Origin of the sequence: Vibrio sp. 1180_3 (assembly GCF_029478545.1) — a bacterium.
Classification (GTDB): Bacteria; Pseudomonadota; Gammaproteobacteria; order Enterobacterales; family Vibrionaceae; genus Vibrio; species Vibrio aestuarianus.
Genome location: NZ_SJFM01000003.1, coordinates 179,424 through 201,604 on the forward strand (window position 1 = coordinate 179,424; position 22,181 = coordinate 201,604).

Here is a 22,181-nt window from a genome sequence, read left to right on the forward strand (position 1 = left end):
AAATAAAGTGAGAGACTGGTCATTTATGATCAGTCTCTTTTTTTGTCTAAAAATGAAAGTAAATACTCGTTTCCCTTCTATCTCATCAAACTAATTTTTCCTGTATCTTCGTCACATTTTTAAGTAGAATTCTTCGGTTATTTTCTACTCATAAATGCTGAGCAAACATGTTTGAAATCAATCCTATTAAAAACCGTCTTCAGGATGTGTCAGAGCGCACAAATATCCTGAGGGGGTATCTTTGACTACGACGCTAAGAAAGAGCGTTTAGAAGAAGTTAATGCCGAACTAGAACAACCCGATGTGTGGAACGAACCTGAGCGCGCCCAAGCGTTAGGTAAAGAGCGCGCATCACTTGAAGCCGTGGTTGATACTATTGATCAGCTTGATCAAGGTGTTGATGACGTTGAAGGGTTGCTTGAGCTTGCTATTGAAGCTGAAGATCAAGAAACGTTTGACGAAATTGGCCCTGAACTTGAAGAATTAGAAGTAAAATTAGGCCAACTTGAATTTCGTCGTATGTTTTCTGGTGATCACGATGGCTCTGATTGCTATATCGACTTGCAGTCTGGCTCTGGCGGTACTGAAGCGCAAGATTGGACTTCGATGTTACTGCGTATGTACCTTCGTTGGGCTGAAGCCAAAGGTTTCAAAACTGAAGTTATTGAAGTCTCAGAAGGTGATGTTGCGGGTTTGAAAGGTGCGACAGTGCGTATTTCTGGCGATTACGCTTACGGGTGGCTGCGCACGGAAACTGGGGTTCATCGCTTGGTTCGTAAATCTCCATTTGATTCTAGTGGCCGTCGTCATACTTCGTTTGCTTCTGCATTCATATATCCTGAGATTGATGAAAACATCGCTATTGATATTAATCCATCGGATCTGCGTATTGATGTATACCGCGCGTCAGGTGCGGGTGGTCAGCACGTAAACACCACAGAATCAGCGGTTCGTATTACTCACTTACCAACCAACACCGTTGTTCAATGCCAAAATGATCGTTCGCAACATAAGAATAAAGATCAGGCGATGAAACAATTGCGTGCAAAATTGTTTGAACTTGAGTTACAAAAGCAAAATGCAGAAAAACAAGCCAACGAAGACGCGAAGTCGGACATTGGTTGGGGTAGCCAGATCCGCTCTTACGTATTAGATGACTCTCGCATTAAAGATCTACGTACAGGTGTTGAGAACCGTAATACTCAAGCAGTATTAGATGGCGATTTAGACAAATTTATTGAAGCTAGCCTGAAATCAGGTCTTTAAGCTTTTTCCGACATATAAGGTACATGTAAAATGACTGATGCTGTTCAAAACGAAATGAATCAAGAGCAAATAGCGCAAGAAGAGAACAAACTGATTGCAGAACGTCGCAGCAAGTTGGATCACATCCGTAAGAGCTGTAAAGCAAATGGCCACCCTAACGATTTTCGTCGTGATAGCCTAGCGGGCGACCTTCAAAAACAATTCGCTGAAAAAAGCAAAGAAGAGCTAGAACAGCTAAATCATGTCGTTGCTATTGCTGGTCGTGTTATGGCTAAACGTGGTCCTTTTCTTGTGATTCAAGAGACGTCTGGTCGCATTCAAGCATACGCTGATAAAGCAGTACAAAAAGTATTGAAAGAGCAATACCAAGGTTTAGACATTGGTGACATCATCGGTGTAAAAGGTGCTTTGCATAAATCTGGCAAAGGCGATTTATACGTGAATATGGAAGAATTCGAGTTGCTGACTAAAGCGCTGCGTCCTCTTCCTGAAAAGTTCCACGGTTTGACTGACCAAGAGATGCGTTATCGTCAACGTTACGTTGATTTAATCGTTAACGAAGATTCACGCAATGCATTTATTATTCGTTCCAAGCTTGTTGCTGCCATTCGCAGTTTCATGACTTCTAAAGGTTACCTAGAAGTTGAAACACCAATGATGCACGTTATCCCTGGTGGGGCTTCAGCTCGTCCATTTGTTACTCACCATAATGCGTTAGATATTGATATGTATCTGCGTATTGCTCCTGAGTTATACCTAAAACGTTTGGTTGTTGGTGGCTTTGATCGCGTATTCGAAATCAACCGTAACTTCCGTAACGAAGGTCTTTCACCACGTCATAACCCAGAATTCACTATGATGGAATTCTACCAAGCTTATGCCGACTACAAAGATTTGATGGATCTAACAGAAGAGATGCTCAGCACGGTAGCATTGTCTGTTCTAGGTTCAACTTCAATGCCATATGGTGATCAAGTGGTTGAATTTGGTGGTAAATATGCACGTATGAGCATGTTGGAAGCCATTAAACATTACAACCCTGAGCATGAAGAGATCCAAGCGCTTGATAATGAAGGCGTACAAAATCGTGAATTGATGGTGAAGATCGCCAAGTCAGTGCATGTAGAAGTAGAACCATTTTGGACTTGTGGCCAACTGTTAGAAGAAATCTTTGGTGAAACGGCTGAACCTAAGCTTATCCAACCAACGTTCATTACCGGTTATCCAGCCGATATTTCGCCATTGGCGCGTCGTAGTGATGACAACCCATTCTTTACTGACCGCTTTGAGTTTTTCATTGGTGGTCGTGAAGTAGCCAATGGTTTCTCTGAGCTAAACGATGCTCAAGATCAAGATGAACGTTTCCTCGCACAAGTTAACGCGAAAGATGCAGGTGATGATGAAGCGATGTTCTATGATGCAGATTACGTTGTTGCACTAGAGCACGGTTTACCACCAACAGCAGGTCAAGGGATTGGTATTGACCGTTTAGCTATGCTATTCACCAATACACATACTATACGTGACGTAATCTTATTCCCTGCGATGCGTCCACAGCAGTAATTGCTACTTTAGTTGATATTAGCCGCCTTAATTGGCGGCTTTTTTGTATCACTTCTATTGAATAATTCCGTCATTTATATGAAAGAGGAAGCAAAACTTTCATCATAACTATGAAATACTTCTCTATATCGATTGGTAGATGGCTTATATAGCACCTAGTCTTAAAGATGAGACAGACCACATCGATAAGTCTCGTTAATGTATCGTTCGTCTGATGTGCCTAAAGTAGCACTGCATAGAAATATAAATCAAAAGATAAGGAATAGCTGATGGGAACTCAATTCCGAATGGATTCTGTCCCTGGTTCGCTTGTCGTGGTTGGTGGAACATACGAGCCTTGGTTATCTGTCCTTGAACAGGTAGGCTGGCGCTGCACACAGTGTGCAGATTTACGTAAAGCGGATGTTCTGTTTTCTGAAACAGGTCCGTGTATCGGTATTGTTGATTTAAGCCACGATGAATTTAGCCTCAATGGTATTGCGAATTTAGTAAGTAATCATAAGCAAGTTCGCTGGCTTGCATTTATTCGAGAATCGCAATTGAGTTCCGATACGATTTGCCAGTTTATCGTGAACTTTTGTATCGACTTTTTTACCGCTCCAATTCCTGATGCGCAGCTTCTGAGTACGATAGGCCATCAGTTGGGGATGTTGAAACTCGAGAAGAAAGTGTGGCCACATTATGGCTCGACTGGTGACATCGGACTGATTGGTGATTCAACACCAGTCAAACGTCTTCGTGATCAAATCAAACGTATTGGTCCAACTGATGTCAGTATTCTTATTTATGGTGAAAGCGGTACTGGTAAGGAGACGGTAGCTAAAGCGATCCATAAAACCTCCGCTCGTTCGCAAAAACCTTTTATTTCAGTAAATTGTCGAGCAATGTCTGAGAGCCGTTTTGAATGTGAGCTATTTGGTATTGGTTGTGACGATCCCGCGCAAACTCCACTGTTAGAGAAAGCTGATGGTGGTACTCTTTTACTCAATGACATCCTGACTTTACCAAAGAGCCAGCAAGTTAACCTGTTACGTTTCATGCAGGAAGGAACTATTGAGACTCCAGAAGGGGTAAAAGAAGTTGATGTCAGGATACTGGCGGCAAACTCTTCGGATATTGAAAAAGCGTTGATTGATGGAAATTTTAATGAAGAACTTTACCATTACATCAATGTGTTGCGTATTAATGTGCCTAGCTTAAAGGAACGGGCCGGTGATATTGCGCTGTTGGCTCGTCATTTCTTACAAGAGTATTCTAAAGAATTTAACGCACAAGCTCGTAGTTTCACTGAAGAAGCAACACGTTCACTGACTCGTTATCACTGGCCGGGTAATGTTCGTGAGTTAATGAATCAGATCAAGCGGGTTGTTTTGATGTCAGACTCGGTAATGTTGGATGAAGTCCACTTAGATTTGCCGAAGCGAAGTGATGGTAAACGAAGTCTTAAAAGTATACGTGAGCGCTCTGAACGAGACGCACTGTTGCTGGTACTGGAATCTAACGCCGGTCAAGTCTCAATGGCCGCAAAAGAACTTGGTATTTCTAGAGCAACCATGTATCGATTGCTCAATAAACATAATTTAATTACTGAAAATACGTTTTAACACCATGATGTTAATAATAAAAATGGCCACTTCGTAAGAAGTGGCCATTTTTTTGTAATCATATCTTTTGTGAATAAGATATTCTTTAGGTGAATATCTTATCTTTTTCTATTGATTGGGTGTGATTATAGGTTAATACGTTGTTTTTAAATCAGTTGAATATTAATGGTTGAATAATAAGCTCAGTTGCTTAGAATTTAACCGTGAGATTAACTCACGTACATTTCTTATTGGATTAACTTATTTGCTTGGAGGCGCAACATGACACATTACGTATTTGTTCACACTGTTCGCGTTTCTGATGATATCACTATGCCCAAAGCGATTAAGCGTTCCGACGCTATTCGTATCTGTGATCATATCAAAGGCACTGATTTTTAGTTAATCCGTAACTTCTAATAGGCTGCGGAAAAATGGCAGCTTATGAGAGTGTTCTATCTACCTTTCCTTTGGCTTTCATTTTTCCCCAGTAAACATTTTAAAACTGGAGAATACCCATGCGTCATTCAATTTATCTACAACTTGCTACTCTACTTGTTCGTGCTGATTTGCGTCGTGAAGAACGCGAATGGAAACGAAAATTTCGTCGTAGTGCGTTTGACTTACCTGTGCATAACGTCCATCTGTTGAAAGATATTGGTCTAGAGAGTGATGGCCGTCCAATTGGTCAATCAGAGCCAGATGCCGTTAAAGCCGAGCGTCGTGTGCGTCATCTACGTCGAGTTTTAAGTGCGCGAATACCGACGTAATCAATAGGGGCTGGTTGCTTCACCAGCCCCGACGTTATTTATGGACAAGGATTGGAGTAAGTCGTCCCAATTTCTTGAATCTTAAGAAGCAGTTCTTCATCTAACACGACATCTAAACTATCTATGTTACTTTTCAATTGCTCCAAGTTTGTCGCTCCAATAATATTGGCAGCGACAAATGGACGTTGGTTGACAAATGCGAGAGCCATTTGGGCCGGGTCTATGCCATATTGATTGGCAAGTTCGACATAGGCTTGGGTGGCTTTCATTCCCTGTGCAGTAAAGTAACGAGAGAAACGTTCATGCAAACTACAACGAGCTCCTTGCGGGCGAGCACCGTTGAGATACTTGCCACTCAAACAACCAAAAGCTAATGGTGAATAGGCTAACAGCTTAACCCCTTCAAAGTGACTGATTTCTGATAGCCCCACTTCAAAGCTTCTGTTTAGGAGGTTGTAGGGGTTTTGGATTGAGACTATTCGTGTCAAATCGTGCTTTTCAGCCAATTTTAACAGAGTCATTACTCCCCAAGGGGTATCATTAGACACTCCTACATACCGTACTTTACCCACTTTAACCAAGTCATTTAGTGCTTCAAGTGTCTCGATAAGCGTCACTTCTTCTTGCTCATCTGGATAAGGATAGTTGAGCTGGCCAAACATATTAGTTTGACGCTGTGGCCAATGCAGTTGGTATAGGTCGACATAGTCCGTTTTTAGACGACTAAGACTGTCATCAATAGCAAGGTGGACATTACGTCGGTCGAGTGACATGTTGTCGCGAATGTAAGGAACATTACGAGGTCCTGCTACTTTTGTCGCTAATACGATTTTTTCTCGTTTACCTGATTTTTCAAGCCAATTACCAATGTAACTCTCGGTTAATCCTTGAGTTTTTCCGGTTGGAGGAACGGGGTACATCTCTGCGGTATCAATGAAATTAACCCCTCGTTCAAATGCGTAATCGAGTTGTTGAAAGGCTTCTTGTTGACTGTTTTGCTCACCAAAAGTCATTGTGCCTAAACAGATTTTACTCACTTCCAGTGTTGAATGCGGCAGTTTGGTATATTGCATAATCCTTCCTTGCTGAATATCGCGGATGAGTGCGTGATGTTTTTTCACTATAAGCGAAGAATATTGATAAACGGAAATGAAATTTGTGACTAGAGATCAAACTGTTAACTATTTTACAACCACTGACTTTACTTGCTTAAACAAAATATCGCTCAAGAATTGTAGCAGTAAATTGAGTTCTTAAATAAAAGCCACGAGGCAAGGTTCTAATGGGTTTGCCATTAGCGCCATAGGCTTCGGTTAATGCTCGGCTATTAGCCGCTTTAGGGCGTAGCTGTAACACTTCACCATGCCTTGCAGTGATCTGTTCTACATTGCCTAGCACAATAAATTCCATTAACTCTTCCCAGTCATTTTTGAGCTGTTGCTCTTCTTCTACTGAAGGGCTCCAAAGTAGTGGCGATCCAACGTGGCGTTCGGCAAGTGGAATTTCTCTTTCTCCTTCGATAGGAACCCACAAAACTCGTGATAGCTTGTTGCGTACATGACTTTGTTCCCATGTTAATCCTTGAACACCGGTTAAGGGAGCGACGCAAACAAACGTTGTTTCAAGCGGTTTGCCTGAGTAACCTATTGGAATACTTTTTAGTTCAATGCCAAGTTGTTCGAAGTCTTGCTGAGGTTTACTGCCTGCAGTAGCCCCTAAATGCCACTCTAACAGTTGTCCAACCCAGCCCTTGTCTTTCTTAAGGTTAGGAGGAATCGGCATCTGAGCTTCTTCGGCCAGCTCACGAAAGCTTAGCCCAGCGATATCTTGCGCCCTAAGCAGCAGTTCATGTTCGGTTTTAGGTGCTGGTTTCATGATAGTTGGGCTTGTAAAAGTCGGATTGTAGCAAATCTAACAGGTAATGTAGTGTTGTGTCGTGTTTGGATCTTTTGTCTAAAAGATCATCGAAAAGTGAGTTATCCACATGTTGACCTCAAAAATATTATACAGTTGGTAGATATGTATGTATTTACAGGGGTTTTAGAAGGGGGATATGACCATTAATTACGCTCATCTCTATAATTTCCGTTTTGTTGTGTGGATAACGAATAAAGTGGTGGATCTTTGAGCACCTTGCTAGAAGATCAAAATTTATACGTTTCATAAGCAGGCTTGTATCGTTTTTTTTGATTTTAACCTGTTGTTTTTGTTTGTTATTGCTTTTGTTTCGTATGTTGATTTTTAATGGTCTGGATCGTGAATTATGCGGTTTTTATGCTTTGGAACGATATTCTTCACATAGTTACTCACAGAAAACGTGAATAAATGTGGCAGTGCTCTCATTATTTTGTTGATAAGTTTATTTTAGATTAAAAGTTATCCAATCGTCTGTTGGGAGCACATAAATCTCGTGTTAATCACACTAGTAAGTTTGCTCCGATTGGGGATATGTGGAAAAATCAAAGCAATTAAGATTTTATTAGAGGTTGGCCAGTGATCGATGGCGATGGTTACCGACTCAATGTTGGTATTGTGATTTGTAACAACCATGGTCAGGTATTCTGGGCGAAACGATACGGACAACATTCTTGGCAATTTCCACAAGGTGGAATTGATGAAGACGAAACTGCTGAACAAGCCATGTTTCGAGAGCTTTATGAAGAGGTTGGTCTCACCAAGAAAGATGTGAAAATCATAGCAACAAGTCGTCATTGGTTAAGATACAAATTACCCAAACGCTTAGTTCGCTGGGATTCACAACCGGTTTGTATCGGACAAAAACAGAAATGGTTCCTTCTGCGTATGGAATGTGATGAATCAAGAATCAACATGCAACGTGGAAATACCCCTGAATTTGATGGTTGGCGCTGGGTAAGTTTTTGGTATCCAGTTAGACAAGTGGTTTCTTTTAAGCGCGATGTTTATCGCCGGGCGATGAAAGAGTTTGCATCAGTTGCGATGCCATTTAAAGAACGTAAAGGTAAACGCAAAAACCGAAGAGGATAGACATGCTCTCTCAGCTAAGGGAAATAGTTGAACAAGTATCTAAGCTAGAAAACGTTTATCAAGCGTTGGATATTTTGGTTAAGCAAACGTGCAATGCAATGAGTACAGAGTGTTGCACTGTCTATCTTGCTAATGAAGAAAAGCAGCGCTTAGAATTGATGGCCACACAAGGCTTAAAATTCAAAGGCGATAAAATTCATCTCGGTTTTGATGAGGGGTTGGTTGGTTTAGTTAAGCGCTCAGCTGAGCTAATCAACCTTGCTGAAGCGTCGAAGCATCCTAATTTCAAATATGTCAAAGAGTTGGGTGAAGAGGTTTATCACAGCTTTCTTGGCACGCCGATTATCCACCGTAAGCGAGTACTTGGCGTGCTGGTGGTCCAGCAAAAATCTCCCCGTTTATTTAGTGAAATGGAAGAGTCCTTTATTGTGACTCTGGCCGCCCAAGTGGCGGTTATTATTGCTCATGCCCAAACACAAGGGCAGTGGTTACTTTCAAAGAATCAATTAGCAACGACGGGTGTTGCTGCGTCTTCTGGTGTCGCGATTGGCGAGTTTTGGTGGGATAACACTCAACCTCAGTTATCTGAGGTTTATCCGGCTTCTACGTTAGATATTGACCGTGAACAAGAATGGCTTTTACTAGCGATTGAAAATGCGCTTAGTGATTTTCGTCGGCTGAGAAAAAAATTAGATAGCGAAATCAATAAAGATGCTTTAGCTATCTTTGATCTTTTTACCCACTTATTAAACGATCCGATGTTACGCAGTGACCTTAAAGGTCAGATCCAAAAAGGTGATCGCGCCGATTGGGCGTTAAGACAAGTGGTCGAGACCTATTCAAACCGATTTGCCAGAATGTCGGACGTGTACTTGCGCGAAAGGGCGCAAGATATTCGTGAGCTTGGGCAGCGTCTGTTATTCTTTTTGCATAATAGTGAACATGATCAACAGCAGTTGGATAAGCCAATTATTTTGGTGGTACGAGAACTAACCGCCTCAATTTTAGCTTCCATTCCCAAAGATAAACTTCTCGCAGTGGTTTCTATCGAAGGGGCGGCTAACTCGCATGCGGCGATTCTGTCACGTGCACTGGGTATTCCTGCCGTGATGGGAGTATCGCTTAATCTTAAAGAGATTAATGGTAAGCAAGGGATCGTTGATGGCTATAGTGGCAAAATATTCATTGCGCCTAATCGACAACTGTTAGCTGAATATCGTGCTTTAGCGGATGAAGAAACAGAGCTTTCCAAAATGGTGAATGAAACCATTGCCGAAGCACCTGTGACCTTAGATGGCCAGCGCATTGAATTATTGCTTAATTCAGGGTTGAGCGCCGACACCAATATTGCTATTAATCAAGGTGTTGATGGTGTCGGCTTATATCGAACCGAAATCTCCTTTTTATTGCAGCATCGTTTTCCTTCTGAAGATGAACAGTTGCAACAGTATCGTAGTGTTCTTAATGCGTACCCTGATAAACGAGTCGTGATGCGAACCTTAGATATCGGTGGCGATAAACCATTACCATACTTGCCGATCGAAGAAGACAACCCATTTTTAGGGTGGCGCGGTATTCGTTTTACTTTAGATCATCCCGATATTTTCTTAATTCAACTGCGCGCGATGATGCGCGCCAGTATTGATCATCAAAACTTAAGTATTTTGTTACCCATGGTCTCGGGAGCAAAAGAGCTAGATGATGCACTGCACCTTATCCATCAGGCGTACCGAGAAGTCTCTGCTGTTGATGAGCGAATTGTAATGCCACAAATTGGCATTATGATTGAAGTGCCATCGATGATCTATCTACTCCCACTAATCGCGAAGAAGATCGATTTTGTCTCGGTTGGAACCAATGATTTAACACAATATTTATTAGCTGTGGATCGGAACAATGCCCATGTTGCTGATGTCTATGAATCGATGCATCCCGCAGTTGTGCTAGCACTGAAGCAAATTCATGATACCTGTAAGCTACATAATATTCCTGTTTGTGTGTGTGGTGAGTTGGCTGGGGATCCTATTGGATCGCTACTGCTGATTGGTTTGGGGTATGAGACGCTAAGTATGAATACGTCTAATGTGGCTAAAGTGAAGTATCTGGTACGTCATTCTCAATCTAAACATTTAAAAGCACTTGCTGACAAAGCGCTGATGCAACCTTATGGTAATGATATCTATAATATGATGCATTCATATTTTGAAAATAAAGGTTTTGCTGGCTTTATCCGTGCTGGTAAAAAATAGGAACCGATGTGAATTTTGAGTTGTTGTCTTTGCTCTTGTTGTTGGGCTCTGTTGTTGGTTTTATGGCTGGGTTACTCGGCATCGGTGGTGGGTTAATTGTTGTTCCTGCGCTGTTGTTTTTGCTTCCTATAGCGGGCATTGCTCCTGAATTGAGCATGCACCTTGCTTTGGCTACATCACTCGCGACCATCATTGTTACTTCAGGATCATCCGCCCTAAACCATCTTAAACTGGGCAACGTAGATATGTTTGTCGTGAAATGGTTGATGCCTGGTGTCATTGTTGGTGGTTTTCTGGGCTCAATTGTCGCTGAACTTATTCCGACTCAATATCTTCCTAAAGTGTTTGGTGTGATTGTTTTTTTCCTCGCGATACAAATGTTTCTATCGATCAAAGCGACCACCTCACGTAGCATGCCTAATGCGTGGGTGACAATGTTATGCGGTGGTGGTATTGGTGTTGTATCTAGCTTGGCTGGTATTGGTGGGGGGTCTTTATCTGTGCCATTTTTAAACCGCCATGGTGTTGAAATGCGTAAAGCGGTTGGTTCGTCTTCGGTGTGTGGCTGTGTTATTGCTATCTCTGGGATGATAGGTTTTATCTTACATGGTTACCAAGTTGAAAATCTTCCTCAGTACAGTCTGGGGTATGTTTATTTGCCAGCATTGGTCGCTATTGCCTCAACCTCTATTTTTACGACCAGAATAGGTGCCCGTTATGCGAGTCAATTGCCTACAGTGGTCTTGAAAAAAATATTCTCCATTTTCCTTATGTGCATAGCGGTAACCATGCTGCTGTAATCAGTCATCATTTATCTATTACTTGCTTAATAAGAGAGCGCATTTATGTCTCAGGGTTTTATTCAATTTCCTAATATTGACCCCGTTTTAATTGCCATTGGGCCAATCTCCATTCGTTGGTATGGCTTGATGTATTTAGTCGGTTTTGTGTTTGCTATGTGGTTAGCGAATCGTCGCGCGGACAAACCAAACAGCGGCTGGACTCGAGAACAAGTCTCTGATCTTCTTTTTGCTGGTTTTCTAGGAGTAGTTGTCGGTGGTCGTATTGGCTACGTACTTTTCTATAACTTTGAATTGTTCCTCGATGATCCACTTTATCTTTTTAAAGTTTGGACAGGAGGTATGTCTTTTCACGGTGGTCTATTAGGTGTGATTAGTGCGATGTTCTGGTATGCGAAGAAAAATGGTCGCACTTTCTTTGGGGTTGCTGATTTTATTGCACCATTAGTGCCATTTGGGCTTGGTATGGGGCGATTAGGTAATTTTATGAACAGTGAATTGTGGGGCAGAGTTACGGATGTGCCTTGGGCGATAGTCTTCCCAAATGGTGGGCCAGTGCCACGTCACCCATCTCAGTTGTATGAAATGGCCCTAGAAGGGATTGTCTTATTCTTTATCCTTAACTGGTTTATCAAGAGGCCACGGCCACTAGGGTCGGTTTCCGGACTATTTTTAGCTGGATATGGTACATTTCGCTTTCTTGTTGAATATGTACGTGAGCCGGACGCGCAATTAGGTTTATTTGGTGGGTTTATATCCATGGGGCAAATTCTATCTCTGCCTATGGTGATTCTGGGAGTGTTGATGATGGTTTGGGCTTACAAGCGTGGCCACTACAAAGATGCAATCGCTAAGTAAGGAATTAGAGTGAAACAGTATTTAGATCTTTGTCGTCGAATCGTAGACGACGGAATTTGGATTGAAAATGAGCGTACCGGAAAGCGGTGTTTAACGGTGGTTAATGCAGATCTTACTTATGATGTTGGCAATAATCACTTTCCTTTGGTGACAACCCGCAAAAGTTTTTGGAAAGCGGCGGTTGCAGAGCTGCTTGGTTATATTCGTGGCTATGATAACGCTGAGGATTTCCGTAAATTGGGTACCAAAACTTGGGATGCAAATGCAAACCTTAACGAAGCCTGGTTGAACAACCCATACCGCAAAGGGCAAGACGATATGGGTCGAGTGTATGGAGTTCAAGGTCGAGCATGGGCAAAACCTGATGGCGGGCATGTGGATCAACTGCGTAAAATTGTTGATGACTTAACTCGTGGTGTTGATGACCGGGGCGAAATTCTCAATTTTTACAACCCTGGTGAGTTTCATATGGGGTGTTTGCGTCCTTGCATGTATAGCCACCATTTTTCACTTCTAGGCGATACTCTGTATCTCAACAGTACTCAACGCTCTTGTGATGTTCCTTTAGGTTTGAACTTCAATATGGTACAGGTCTACGTTTTTCTTGCGATTATGGCGCAAATTACGGGGAAAAAGGCGGGGGTGGCATATCACAAAATAGTGAATGCTCACATTTACGAAGATCAACTAGAGTTAATGCGTGATGTTCAGTTGAAGCGTGAACCACTTACTCCTGCCCAGTTTCATATCAACCCAAAAATCACTTCATTGCGAGACTTAGAAACGTGGGTGACATTGGATGATTTCTGGGTGGAAGGGTACCAATGCCATGAAGCGATACAATATCCGTTCTCTGTGTAATCATTTCAGCTAATAAATAAAAAAATCCCCGCAGCGGATAGCGTTGCGGGGATTTTTTACTTCACCAATTTTTCGTTTAAGCGGTCAGTGCCAGTATTGATCCAGGCATAACGATGAAGACCGAAATTAAGTAACCCGCCACAACTGCTTTATTCTTAGTTGCCATCTCCGCGATTTTTTCAGCGCCTTTAATCGGCAGCTCACGTAAGAATGGAATACCGTAAATTACTACGGTGGCCAGAATATTAAAGGTTAAGTGTACCAGTGCAATTTGTAAGGCAAACACGGCGAACTCACCAGATACCGCAGTAGCCGCGAGTAGCGCTGTAATACAAGTACCAATATTTGCACCTAACGTGAATGGGTATACATCACGAACTTTTAGTACACCAGTTCCGACTAAAGGTACCATTAGGCTTGTTGTTGTGGATGAAGATTGCACTAATACGGTTACAATTGAACCTGAAAGAATACCGTGTAGTGGCCCACGGCCGATCGCATTCTTTAGCAATTCTTTAGCTCGACCGACCATTAAGCTTTTCATTAGTTTGCCCATGGCAGTGATAGCAACAAAGATCGTTGCGATACCAAGTACAATAAGTGCGATACCACCAATGGTGTCACCAAACACAGATAGCTGAGATTGTAAGCCGCTGACGACTGGTTTTGTTATTGGCTTTATGAAGTCAAGGCCTTTCATGCTCATATCACCAGTTGCCAGTAACGGTGAAACTAACCAGTGTGAAATTTTCTCTAAAATACCAAACATCATTTCTAACGGTAGGAAAATGAGTACGGCTAATAGGTTAAAGAAGTCATGAATGGTTGCGCTAGCAAAAGCACGTTTGAATTCTTGTTGGCAGCGAACATGGCCAAGGCTAACAAGTGTGTTAGTCACTGTCGTACCAATGTTTGCACCCATGACCATTGGAATGGCTGTCTCGACAGGCAAGCCACCAGCCACAAGACCGACAATTATAGAGGTTACTGTGCTTGAAGATTGAATCAGCGCTGTTGCAACTAAGCCTATCATCAACCCCGCGATTGGATGCGAAGCAAATTCAAAAAGAACCTTTGCTTGATCTCCTGTTGCCCATTTGAAGCCACTACCCACCATTGCTACGGCAAGTAACAGTAAGTAAAGCATGAATGCCAAGTTCGCCCAACGCAACCAACGAGTGGTACTCGAAATCGGTGCGGCAGTAGTAGTCGCTTGGTTAATCATCATTTTCTCCATTGACCTATTTATTACATCATGCGGTCTGTTGTTGAATCTGAAAGCGATAGTAGAGTGGAAATATTTCATTAATATGACAGAAATATTGATATTGATTATTTTAATACTTATATCGGCAGTAGCTTGTGTTTTGATGATGTTTTATTGATCTAACCAATTGAAAATATTGCTTTATTTAGAGTTGTAAACGTGTGTGATTAGTATCATAAATAGTAATTTTTTTCAGTATGTTGATTGCGTTATTGTCATCTTAAAATTGAAATTAATCGGTTATACTATAACTAATTGTATTTACATTTCGGTTTTTTCGAGTTTATTGAACATCAATGCTGAGTTTGATATAAACGCTGCATTAATCGTATCGAGTACCTAGTCATGTCTCACCTCAATTACAATCATCTTTACTATTTTTGGATGGTATGCAAACAAGGCTCAGTAACTAAAGCAGCAGAGGCTTTGTTCCTTACACCTCAAACGGTAACCGGGCAAATAAAAGCATTTGAAGAGCGTATGGATGGCAAGCTTACTAAGCGTAATGGAAGAAGCATTGAACCAACCGAGTTAGGCCAGTTGGTGTTTAAGTATGCCGATCGGATGTTTGGCTTGAGCTATGAAATGCTCGATATTGTAAATTATAGCCAACGTTCTAATTTATTATTTGATGTTGGCGTTGCAGATGCGTTATCTAAACGTTTAGTGAGTAAGATATTACTAACGACAGTGCCGGAGGATAATAGTATCCACTTACGCTGTTTTGAGTCGACTCATGAAATGTTACTAGAGCAACTTTCACAACATAAGCTGGATATGATCCTCTCGGATTGTCCGGTTAATTCAAGTCAAAGCCCTGGGCTGTTTAGTAAGAAGCTGGGAGAAAGCCCCATGAGTTTTTTCTGCTCTGGTCATTTAGGTGATGCCTCTTTTCCTGCGATTTTAGAGCAAAGAAAGCTATTGATCCCCGGTAGCCGAACCGCGATGGGGCGCAATGTTCTACAGTGGTTTGATCGTCAAGGCTTGCAGCCGAATATTCTTGGTGAATTTGATGATGTCGCACTAATGAAAGCTTTTGCTCGTTATCACCATGATGCTATTTTCCTCGCGCCTTCACTGTATATGAATGAAGTTGGTGATGATCTTCCGCTGCAATTAATTGGCCAAATTGATGATTTGAAAGAAGAGTACTACGTTATTTTTGCCGAAAGGATGATACAACATCCAGCGGTGAAAAATGTTTGTGACGCAGATTTTAGTAAATTGTTTGCATGACCATTTTATTACTGATGATAAATAGATTACTATCACACCATCCACCAAAACTATTAGTTATCGCTTGCCAAGCAATACCAAACTAAACGGGTTAGACGCCTCTATTGCTTTTATGAAAATTTTAATTGAATGATCGCAGTCGTAAGCGGAATAAAAACTAATACTATATAGTGAGCGCTTGCCTCACCTATGTAACCAATAGCCTGTTAGGTTTGGAGATATGCAAACTTGTGATGTGTTTGATGTAAGAAGTTGTTCCAAGGGGGCTTACTCATGAACCTACAAGAAATGGAAAAAAATTCCGCCAAAGCCGTTGTGTTGTTAAAAGCCATGGCTAATGAAAGACGTTTACAGATTTTGTGCCTACTACATAATCAAGAATTATCTGTTGGTGAACTGTGTGGCAAATTAGAGCTGAGTCAATCTGCTCTTTCTCAACATTTAGCTTGGCTCCGAAGAGATGGTCTTGTTGACACGAGAAAAGAAGCACAGACAGTCTACTACACATTGAGTAGTGACGAGGTTAAAGCAATGATTGAACTATTACACGGTTTATATTGTAAGTAACTATTAAATAAATAATGGCCGAATCCGATACGATGCATTGGCATTGTTCGGATTTTTTTATGTTTATTTTAGAGTAAATGCTTTATTTTTGGGCGGTGTATTTTGTACAGATATAAAAAAACCGGCGTTAGCCGGTTTTTATTCGCTTGGAATCAAGTCTAAATTATAGAGCTTTGATTGCTGCTGCGAAACGAGACTTATGACGTGCAGCTTTGTTCTTGTGAACAAGGCCTTTAGTCGCCATACGGTCTAGGATTGGTGTAACTGCAGCAAATGCAGCAGTTGCAGCTTCTTTATCGCCAGCTGCGATAGCTGCGATGGTTTTCTTCATGTAAGTGCGCATCATAGAACGACGGCTAGCATTGTGCTGACGACGTTTCTCAGCTTGGATAGCGCGCTTCTTAGCAGATTTACTATTTGCCAAGGGTCTAACTCCCAAAAACTTAGTTCGGTGACAATTTAAGGGCCGGGAATATCCCGCATTTGCTCTCAATTGTCAAATGATTTGTGCAAAAACCGTTCTAGGCCAAACAAATTTTGGTATAGGAAGGTCATCGCGGTTAAGATGCGTGGATTCTAACAGTATTTTTTTTCCAATGCTAATACTTATCTGCTCTCTCGCTGACATTCCTTATGTCTGGTGAAGGATAATGATGTTTTGGTGTGTTTTCCGAGGTAACAGTGAGCAAACGCCTACTTAAATCTGGCATGATTGTCAGTGCTATGACGTTGATTTCTCGTGTGTTGGGCCTAGTTCGTGATGTGGTTGTTGCGAATTTAATGGGGGCTGGTGCGAGTGCCGATGTATTTTTCTTTGCTAATAAAATTCCTAATTTTTTACGTCGATTGTTTGCCGAGGGCGCATTCTCGCAAGCTTTTGTTCCGGTATTAACGGAGTATCATGCCTCTGGTGATATCAATAAGACCCGCGAATTGATTGCCAAAGCATCAGGAACGCTAGGAGTTATCGTCACTCTAGTGACCTTAGTGGGCATCCTATGTTCTGGCGCAGTGACGGCATTGTTTGGCGCAGGGTGGTTTCTAGATTGGCTAAATGATGGACCTGATGCTCATAAATTTGAGTTAGCTAGCCTGCTGCTCAAAATTACTTTCCCATATTTGTGGTTTATTACCTTTGTTGCCTTGTCTGGGGCGATCCTTAATACGCTAGGTAAATTTGCAGTTTCGTCTTTTACACCTGTTTTTTTGAACGTAATGATCATCGGTTCTGCTTGGTTTATTTCACCGCAATTGCAGCAGCCTGAAATCGGATTGGCGATCGGTGTTTTTCTTGGTGGCCTGGTTCAGTTTCTATTCCAAATTCCATTTTTGGTTAAAGCGGGTTTATTTGTACGACCAAAATGGGGATGGAATGAACCCGGTGTCGTAAAAATTCGCACCTTAATGCTACCTGCGCTGTTTGGTGTGTCGGTCAGCCAAATCAACTTATTGCTTGATACTTTCATTGCCAGCTTTTTACAGACAGGCTCAATTAGTTGGCTTTACTATTCTGACCGCTTACTTGAGTTCCCGTTAGGTCTTTTCGGTATTGCTATTGCAACGGTGATTTTACCTGCGTTGTCGCGTAAGCATGTTGATTCACACCGTGAAGGCTTTTCTCAAACGATGGATTGGGGGGTGCGCATGGTCTGTTTACTTGGTATCCCTGCCATGCTTGGGTTGATCGTACTGGCTAAGCCAATGCTGATGGTGCTGTTTATGCGGGGTGAATTCTCGCCAAATGATGTCAATCAAACGGCGCTATCGCTATATGCATTTGGTTTGGGCTTGATTAGTTTTATGTTGATCAAAGTACTCGCGCCGGGCTATTACTCGCGTCAAGATACGAAAACACCAGTGCGGTATGGCATTATCGCTATGGTGTCGAACATGGTATTTAATGCGATGTTAGCATGGCATTTAAGCTATGTTGGCTTAGCGTTAGCGACTTCGCTCTCTGCTTTTATCAATATGGCACTGCTATACCGAGGATTGCACCAGCAGGGTGTTTACCAAGTGACGATGAAAACGATCAGTTTTATTATCCGTTTAGTGATAGCTGGTGCGGCAATGGTGGCGGTAATTATTTGGCAACTTGATGAAATGAGCCAATGGTTAGAGTGGGATTTAACCCAACGAGCTATGACATTAATGATGTTAATTATCATGGGCGCCATGAGTTACTTGGTCAGTCTATTCGTACTTGGCATAAGGCCAAAAGATTTAAAAGCGGCGACAGATTAACGATGATTAGTATATAATCCGTCGGTTTCGCACCTTGTTAATCGAGAATTATAGGTTTTAAGCATTTTCCAATGGAATTGATCCGCGGCATTCATAATATTAAATCACAGCATAATGGTTGTGTATTAACCATCGGCAACTTTGATGGTGTTCATTTAGGGCATCAGCAAGTGTTGAACCAAGTATCTGAAAAAGCTCAGCTATTAGGTTTTCCCTCGGTGGTAATGACGTTTGAACCTCAACCGTTGGAATTATTTGCTAAGCAAAATGCCCCCGCTCGGTTAACACGACTACGTGACAAGTTTGTACAATTGGGTAAATTGTCTATTGATCGCTTATTGTGTGTGAATTTTAACCATCATTTTGCTAACTTGGATGCGGAAGTCTTTATTCGTGACTTGTTGGTTGCTCAGTTGGGTGTTAAGTTTCTGGTGGTTGGTGACGATTTTTGCTTTGGTAAAAACCGTCAGGGAAATTTTGCGATGCTGCAACAAGCCGGACTTAAATTTGGCTTTGAAGTTGTCAGTACCCAAAGTTTTTGTTTACAGCAATTTCGTGTGAGCAGTACTGCTATCCGAGATGCTCTAGCAGGTGATGATCTTAAATCGGCCGCTCAAATGCTGGGTCGAGATTATAGTATCAGCGGCCGTGTTTCTCATGGCCGAAAGTTGGGAAGAACCATTGGTTTTCCCACAGCGAATATTCCATTAAAACGTTGCGTTTCACCAGTCTCTGGTGTTTATGTCGTTAAGGCTTTTGGTCTTGGTGAGCAGCCAATTGGCGGTGTCGCCAATATTGGTCAAAGGCCGACAGTCAATGGGGTTCGTCAGCAACTTGAAGTGCACTTATTTGACTTTCATGCCAATTTATATGGTAAACAGTTAGAAGTGGCACTTTTACATAAGCTTCGAGATGAAAAGAAATTTGAATCGTTCGAAGCGTTAAAGCAACAAATTGAATTGGATGCTGATGCTGCAAGGGTGTGGTTGCATCAGCTAAAGAATTAATCGGATTATTCCACCGATTAAATAATGTCTAACTTCGCCCAATATAACGGAATTAAGAATCGATGAGTGATTATAAAGATACCCTGAACTTACCTGAAACAGGGTTTCCAATGCGTGGCAATCTGGCAAATCGTGAGCCAGAAATGCTTGAGCGTTGGTACAAAGAAGATCTTTACGGTGAAATCCGTAAAGCTAAGAAAGGTAAAAAATCTTTCGTACTGCACGACGGCCCTCCTTATGCGAATGGCGATATTCACATTGGTCACGCACTAAATAAGATTCTTAAAGACATTATTATTAAATCAAAAACCCTTTCTGGTTTTGATGCGCCATATGTTCCTGGCTGGGACTGTCATGGTCTGCCGATTGAATTAATGGTCGAAAAGAAGAAGGGGAAACCTGGTCAGAAAATTTCTGCTTCTGAATTTCGGGACGAATGTCGTAAGTATGCGGCCGGTCAAGTTGAAGGTCAGAAAGAAAGCTTCAAGCGACTAGGAATCATGGGTGAGTGGGACAAACCGTACCGCACCATGGATTTCGACACAGAAGCGAATATCATCCGCGCATTAGGTAAAATTGCTGACAACGGGCACTTATTTAAAGGTTTCAAACCTGTTCACTGGTGTACGGACTGTGGTTCGGCATTGGCTGAAGCGGAAGTTGAATACAAAGATAAAGTATCGCCTTCTATCGATGTAAAATTTACTGCCGCTGATGAATCCGCTTTGCTAGAAAAATTCACGTTAGCAAATGATCATGCTGGTCAGGGTGATATTTCTATTGTTATTTGGACGACAACACCTTGGACACTGCCAGCGAACCGCGCTGTGTGTCTGCGTGATGATCTCGAATACGTATTGATCCAAGTTGAAGCGAAAGGTGAACAGCAGCAACAGCGTCTTATCGTTGCTTCTGAACTCGCGAAAAGTGTAATGGACCGTGCTGGTATTGAGCATTTCCATAACCTTGGATTTGCCAAAGGTGCAGATCTTGAACTTATTCAGTTCAATCACCCATTTTATAACTTTACAGTTCCTGCGATCCTTGGTGATCACGTTACTACCGATTCAGGTACAGGTGTGGTTCACACGGCACCAGGCCACGGTCAAGAAGACTTTATTGTTGGTAAACAGTATAACCTTGAAGTAGCAAACCCTGTTGGTTCTAATGGTGTTTATTTGCCAGACACTGAGCTATTTGCAGGTCAACATGTATTTAAAGCCAACGAGTCTGTTTTAGAGGTTTTAAAAGAGAAAGGGGCGTTGTTGCATCATCACGCTTATGAGCACAGCTACCCACATTGTTGGAGACACAAAACGCCAATCATCTTCCGTGCAACACCGCAATGGTTCATCTCAATGGATCAAGCTGGCTTGCGTGCAAAAGCACTTGAGTCAATCAAAGGTGTTCAATGGATGCCAGAATGGGGTCAAAGCCGCATTGAAGGTATGATTGAAGGTCGCCCTGAATGGTGTATTTCTCGCCAACGTACTTGGGGCGTACCTATCGCTCTGTTTGTACATAAAGAAACCGCAGAACTACATCCAGATAGCCCAGCGCTTATCGAAAAAGTAGCGAAGTTGGTAGAAGAGAAAGGTATTCAAGCATGGTGGGATCTCGATGCCGCTGATCTTATGGGCGCAGAAGATGCAGCTAAATATGAAAAAGTGCTAGATACCTTAGACGTATGGTTTGACTCTGGTGTGACTCACTACTCGGTGGTCGATTCTCGCGAAGAGTTCAACGGTCATTCTGCTGATTTGTACCTCGAAGGCTCTGACCAACACCGTGGTTGGTTCCAATCGTCGTTAATTTCATCGATTGCGATGAAAGATGAAGCGCCATACAAGCAAGTGTTAACTCATGGTTTCGTGGTTGATGGCAACGGCCGTAAGATGTCAAAATCTATTGGTAACGTGGTTTCACCAAAAGATGTGACTAATAAGTTGGGCGCTGATATTTTGCGTCTATGGGTTGCTTCTACTGATTACACTGGTGAAGTTGCGGTTTCTGATGAAATCCTAAAACGCTCTGCGGATGCCTATCGTCGTATCCGTAACACAGCACGTTTCTTCCTAGCGAACTTGAACGGTTTCAACCCAGAAACAGATTTGGTTCCAGCAGAAGAAATGGTAGCGCTCGATCGCTGGGCTGTTGGTCGTGCATTTGCAGCTCAACAAGAAATCGTAAAAGCTTACGAAGAGTATAATACGCATGGTGTGACTCAGCGCTTAATGCACTTCTGCTCTATCGAAATGGGTTCATTCTACCTTGATGTCATTAAAGACCGTCAATACACAGCGAAATTGGGTGGTCATGCTCAACGTAGCTGCCAAACAGCGCTTTACTACATTGTAGAAGCTTTGGTTCGTTGGATGGCGCCAATCATGTCATTCACCGCAGATGAAATCTGGAATGAAATGCCTGGTGCACGTGATAAGTTTGTTTTCACGGGTGAATGGTATCAAGGTCTGTTTGACCTTGCTGAAGGCGAAGAGTTGAACAACGAATTTTGGGCTGAAATCCAAAGTATTCGTGGTGCAGTAAACAAATTACTTGAAGATGCTCGTAAAGAGAAAATCATCGGTGGTGCATTGCAAGCTGAAGTGACACTTTATGCTGACGATGCACTGGCGGCAAAAATCAACAAATTGGAAGATGAGCTGCGCTTTGTGCTGCTGACTTCAAAAGCTGAAGTTAAGCCTGTTAGTGAAAAAACAGCAGCGGCTCATGCGGCTGATATCGAAGGTTTGTTTGTTCAAGTTAACGCAACAGAAGCTGAAAAGTGTGATCGTTGTTGGCATCACACTCCGGATGTTGGCACTATTGTTGGTCACGAAACTATTTGTGGTCGCTGCGTGTCAAACCTTGATGGTGAAGGCGAAGTGCGTAAGTTCGCTTAAT

General features: G+C 42.2%; 18 protein-coding genes. 14 read left to right on the plus strand and 4 right to left on the minus strand.

The features are described from left to right. Positions 1–167: 167 nt before the first annotated feature. The 4 genes from prfB to EYW48_RS03565 all read left to right on the plus strand — a co-directional run bounded on the left by prfB (position 168) and on the right by EYW48_RS03565 (position 5,182). A protein-coding gene (gene prfB / locus EYW48_RS03550; RefSeq protein ID WP_141652882.1) for a peptide chain release factor 2 occupies positions 168–1,266 on the plus strand; the annotation gives its coding sequence in 2 pieces (ribosomal slippage) (positions 168–242 and positions 244–1,266; 1,098 coding nt in all). Positions 1,267–1,296: 30 nt separating this feature from the next. Next, positions 1,297–2,829 carry a lysine--tRNA ligase gene (gene lysS / locus EYW48_RS03555; RefSeq protein WP_053311246.1) on the plus strand — a complete coding sequence of 511 codons (1,533 nt, stop codon included), beginning with the start codon at positions 1,297–1,299 and terminating at the stop codon, positions 2,827–2,829. Between the two features lie 269 nt (positions 2,830–3,098). Then, positions 3,099–4,433 carry a cyclic-di-GMP-binding transcriptional regulator VpsR gene (gene vpsR, locus EYW48_RS03560; protein WP_053311245.1) on the plus strand — a complete coding sequence of 445 codons (1,335 nt, stop codon included), beginning with the start codon at positions 3,099–3,101 and terminating at the stop codon, positions 4,431–4,433. A 497-nt stretch (positions 4,434–4,930) separates the two neighbouring features. Further along, on the plus strand, positions 4,931–5,182 hold the full coding sequence (locus EYW48_RS03565; RefSeq protein ID WP_053311244.1) for a hypothetical protein: 252 nt from the start codon (positions 4,931–4,933) through the stop codon (positions 5,180–5,182). Positions 5,183–5,220: 38 nt separating this feature from the next. Here the strand turns inward: EYW48_RS03565 and EYW48_RS03570 are convergent, their stop codons facing one another. Beyond that, positions 5,221–6,255, minus strand: coding sequence for an NADP(H)-dependent aldo-keto reductase (locus EYW48_RS03570; protein ID WP_171979537.1), 1,035 nt, complete (start codon positions 6,253–6,255; stop codon positions 5,221–5,223). 136 nt (positions 6,256–6,391) lie between these two features. Then, positions 6,392–7,057, minus strand: coding sequence for a DNA mismatch repair endonuclease MutH (gene mutH, locus EYW48_RS03575; protein WP_171979536.1), 666 nt, complete (start codon positions 7,055–7,057; stop codon positions 6,392–6,394). A 618-nt stretch (positions 7,058–7,675) separates the two neighbouring features. Here mutH and rppH point away from each other — a divergent pair. Genes rppH through EYW48_RS03600 form a run of 5 tightly spaced genes read left to right on the plus strand, consistent with a single transcriptional unit; the run spans position 7,676 to position 12,956 of the window. Beyond that, positions 7,676–8,188 (plus strand): RNA pyrophosphohydrolase, encoded by a 513-nt coding sequence (gene rppH, locus EYW48_RS03580; RefSeq protein ID WP_168523179.1) that lies wholly within the window; start codon positions 7,676–7,678, stop codon positions 8,186–8,188. A gap of 2 nt (positions 8,189–8,190) precedes the next feature. Next, positions 8,191–10,437, plus strand: coding sequence for a phosphoenolpyruvate--protein phosphotransferase (ptsP, locus tag EYW48_RS03585; RefSeq protein WP_171979534.1), 2,247 nt, complete (start codon positions 8,191–8,193; stop codon positions 10,435–10,437). 8 nt (positions 10,438–10,445) lie between these two features. Next, the gene (locus EYW48_RS03590) at positions 10,446–11,237 is read left to right on the plus strand and encodes a sulfite exporter TauE/SafE family protein (RefSeq protein WP_176312919.1); all 792 of its coding nucleotides are present in this window, start codon (positions 10,446–10,448) and stop codon (positions 11,235–11,237) included. 45 nt (positions 11,238–11,282) lie between these two features. Further along, complete coding sequence (lgt, locus tag EYW48_RS03595; protein WP_176246951.1) at positions 11,283–12,095, plus strand: prolipoprotein diacylglyceryl transferase; 813 nt, start codon at positions 11,283–11,285, stop codon at positions 12,093–12,095. A 9-nt stretch (positions 12,096–12,104) separates the two neighbouring features. Beyond that, complete coding sequence (locus tag EYW48_RS03600) at positions 12,105–12,956, plus strand: thymidylate synthase (RefSeq protein ID WP_176312217.1); 852 nt, start codon at positions 12,105–12,107, stop codon at positions 12,954–12,956. A gap of 76 nt (positions 12,957–13,032) precedes the next feature. Here EYW48_RS03600 and EYW48_RS03605 read toward each other — a convergent pair whose 3' ends face one another. After that, positions 13,033–14,181: a Na/Pi symporter gene (locus tag EYW48_RS03605; protein WP_053311236.1), complete on the minus strand. Its 1,149-nt coding sequence runs from the start codon at positions 14,179–14,181 to the stop codon at positions 13,033–13,035. 387 nt (positions 14,182–14,568) lie between these two features. Between EYW48_RS03605 and nhaR the strand changes: the two genes are divergently transcribed. After that, positions 14,569–15,459, plus strand: a complete 891-nt coding sequence (nhaR, locus tag EYW48_RS03610) for a transcriptional activator NhaR (protein ID WP_053311235.1) — start codon at positions 14,569–14,571, stop codon at positions 15,457–15,459. A gap of 273 nt (positions 15,460–15,732) precedes the next feature. After that, positions 15,733–16,026 carry a metalloregulator ArsR/SmtB family transcription factor gene (locus EYW48_RS03615; protein WP_053311234.1) on the plus strand — a complete coding sequence of 98 codons (294 nt, stop codon included), beginning with the start codon at positions 15,733–15,735 and terminating at the stop codon, positions 16,024–16,026. A 163-nt stretch (positions 16,027–16,189) separates the two neighbouring features. On the opposite strand, the gene rpsT is transcribed toward EYW48_RS03615, so the two are convergent. Beyond that, a complete protein-coding gene (gene rpsT, locus EYW48_RS03620) occupies positions 16,190–16,450 on the minus strand; it encodes a 30S ribosomal protein S20 (RefSeq protein WP_053311233.1) in 261 nt (86 codons plus the stop codon). Between the two features lie 257 nt (positions 16,451–16,707). Here rpsT and murJ point away from each other — a divergent pair, with 257 nt between their 5' ends. The 3 genes from murJ (at position 16,708) to ileS (ending at position 22,180) form a co-directional block, all read left to right on the plus strand. Next, positions 16,708–18,270 carry a murein biosynthesis integral membrane protein MurJ gene (murJ, locus tag EYW48_RS03625; protein ID WP_053311232.1) on the plus strand — a complete coding sequence of 521 codons (1,563 nt, stop codon included), beginning with the start codon at positions 16,708–16,710 and terminating at the stop codon, positions 18,268–18,270. A 71-nt stretch (positions 18,271–18,341) separates the two neighbouring features. After that, positions 18,342–19,277, plus strand: coding sequence for a bifunctional riboflavin kinase/FAD synthetase (gene ribF, locus EYW48_RS03630; RefSeq protein ID WP_176246533.1), 936 nt, complete (start codon positions 18,342–18,344; stop codon positions 19,275–19,277). Positions 19,278–19,339: 62 nt separating this feature from the next. Continuing rightward, on the plus strand, positions 19,340–22,180 hold the full coding sequence (ileS, locus tag EYW48_RS03635) for an isoleucine--tRNA ligase (RefSeq protein ID WP_277431866.1): 2,841 nt from the start codon (positions 19,340–19,342) through the stop codon (positions 22,178–22,180). Position 22,181 lies beyond the last annotated feature (1 nt).

What these genes read in the sequence shown, in the direction of transcription:
- lysS (WP_053311246.1), top strand. Translation starts at nt 1,297, where the DNA reads ATGACTGATGCTGTTCAAAACGAAATGAATCAAGAGCAAATAGCGCAA.
- vpsR (WP_053311245.1), top strand. Translation starts at nt 3,099, where the DNA reads ATGGGAACTCAATTCCGAATGGATTCTGTCCCTGGTTCGCTTGTCGTG.
- EYW48_RS03565 (WP_053311244.1), top strand. Translation starts at nt 4,931, where the DNA reads ATGCGTCATTCAATTTATCTACAACTTGCTACTCTACTTGTTCGTGCT.
- EYW48_RS03570 (WP_171979537.1), bottom strand. Translation starts at nt 6,255, where the DNA reads ATGCAATATACCAAACTGCCGCATTCAACACTGGAAGTGAGTAAAATC.
- mutH (WP_171979536.1), bottom strand. Translation starts at nt 7,057, where the DNA reads ATGAAACCAGCACCTAAAACCGAACATGAACTGCTGCTTAGGGCGCAA.
- ptsP (WP_171979534.1), top strand. Translation starts at nt 8,191, where the DNA reads ATGCTCTCTCAGCTAAGGGAAATAGTTGAACAAGTATCTAAGCTAGAA.
- lgt (WP_176246951.1), top strand. Translation starts at nt 11,283, where the DNA reads ATGTCTCAGGGTTTTATTCAATTTCCTAATATTGACCCCGTTTTAATT.
- EYW48_RS03605 (WP_053311236.1), bottom strand. Translation starts at nt 14,181, where the DNA reads ATGATTAACCAAGCGACTACTACTGCCGCACCGATTTCGAGTACCACT.
- nhaR (WP_053311235.1), top strand. Translation starts at nt 14,569, where the DNA reads ATGTCTCACCTCAATTACAATCATCTTTACTATTTTTGGATGGTATGC.
- EYW48_RS03615 (WP_053311234.1), top strand. Translation starts at nt 15,733, where the DNA reads ATGAACCTACAAGAAATGGAAAAAAATTCCGCCAAAGCCGTTGTGTTG.
- ribF (WP_176246533.1), top strand. Translation starts at nt 18,342, where the DNA reads ATGGAATTGATCCGCGGCATTCATAATATTAAATCACAGCATAATGGT.
- ileS (WP_277431866.1), top strand. Translation starts at nt 19,340, where the DNA reads ATGAGTGATTATAAAGATACCCTGAACTTACCTGAAACAGGGTTTCCA.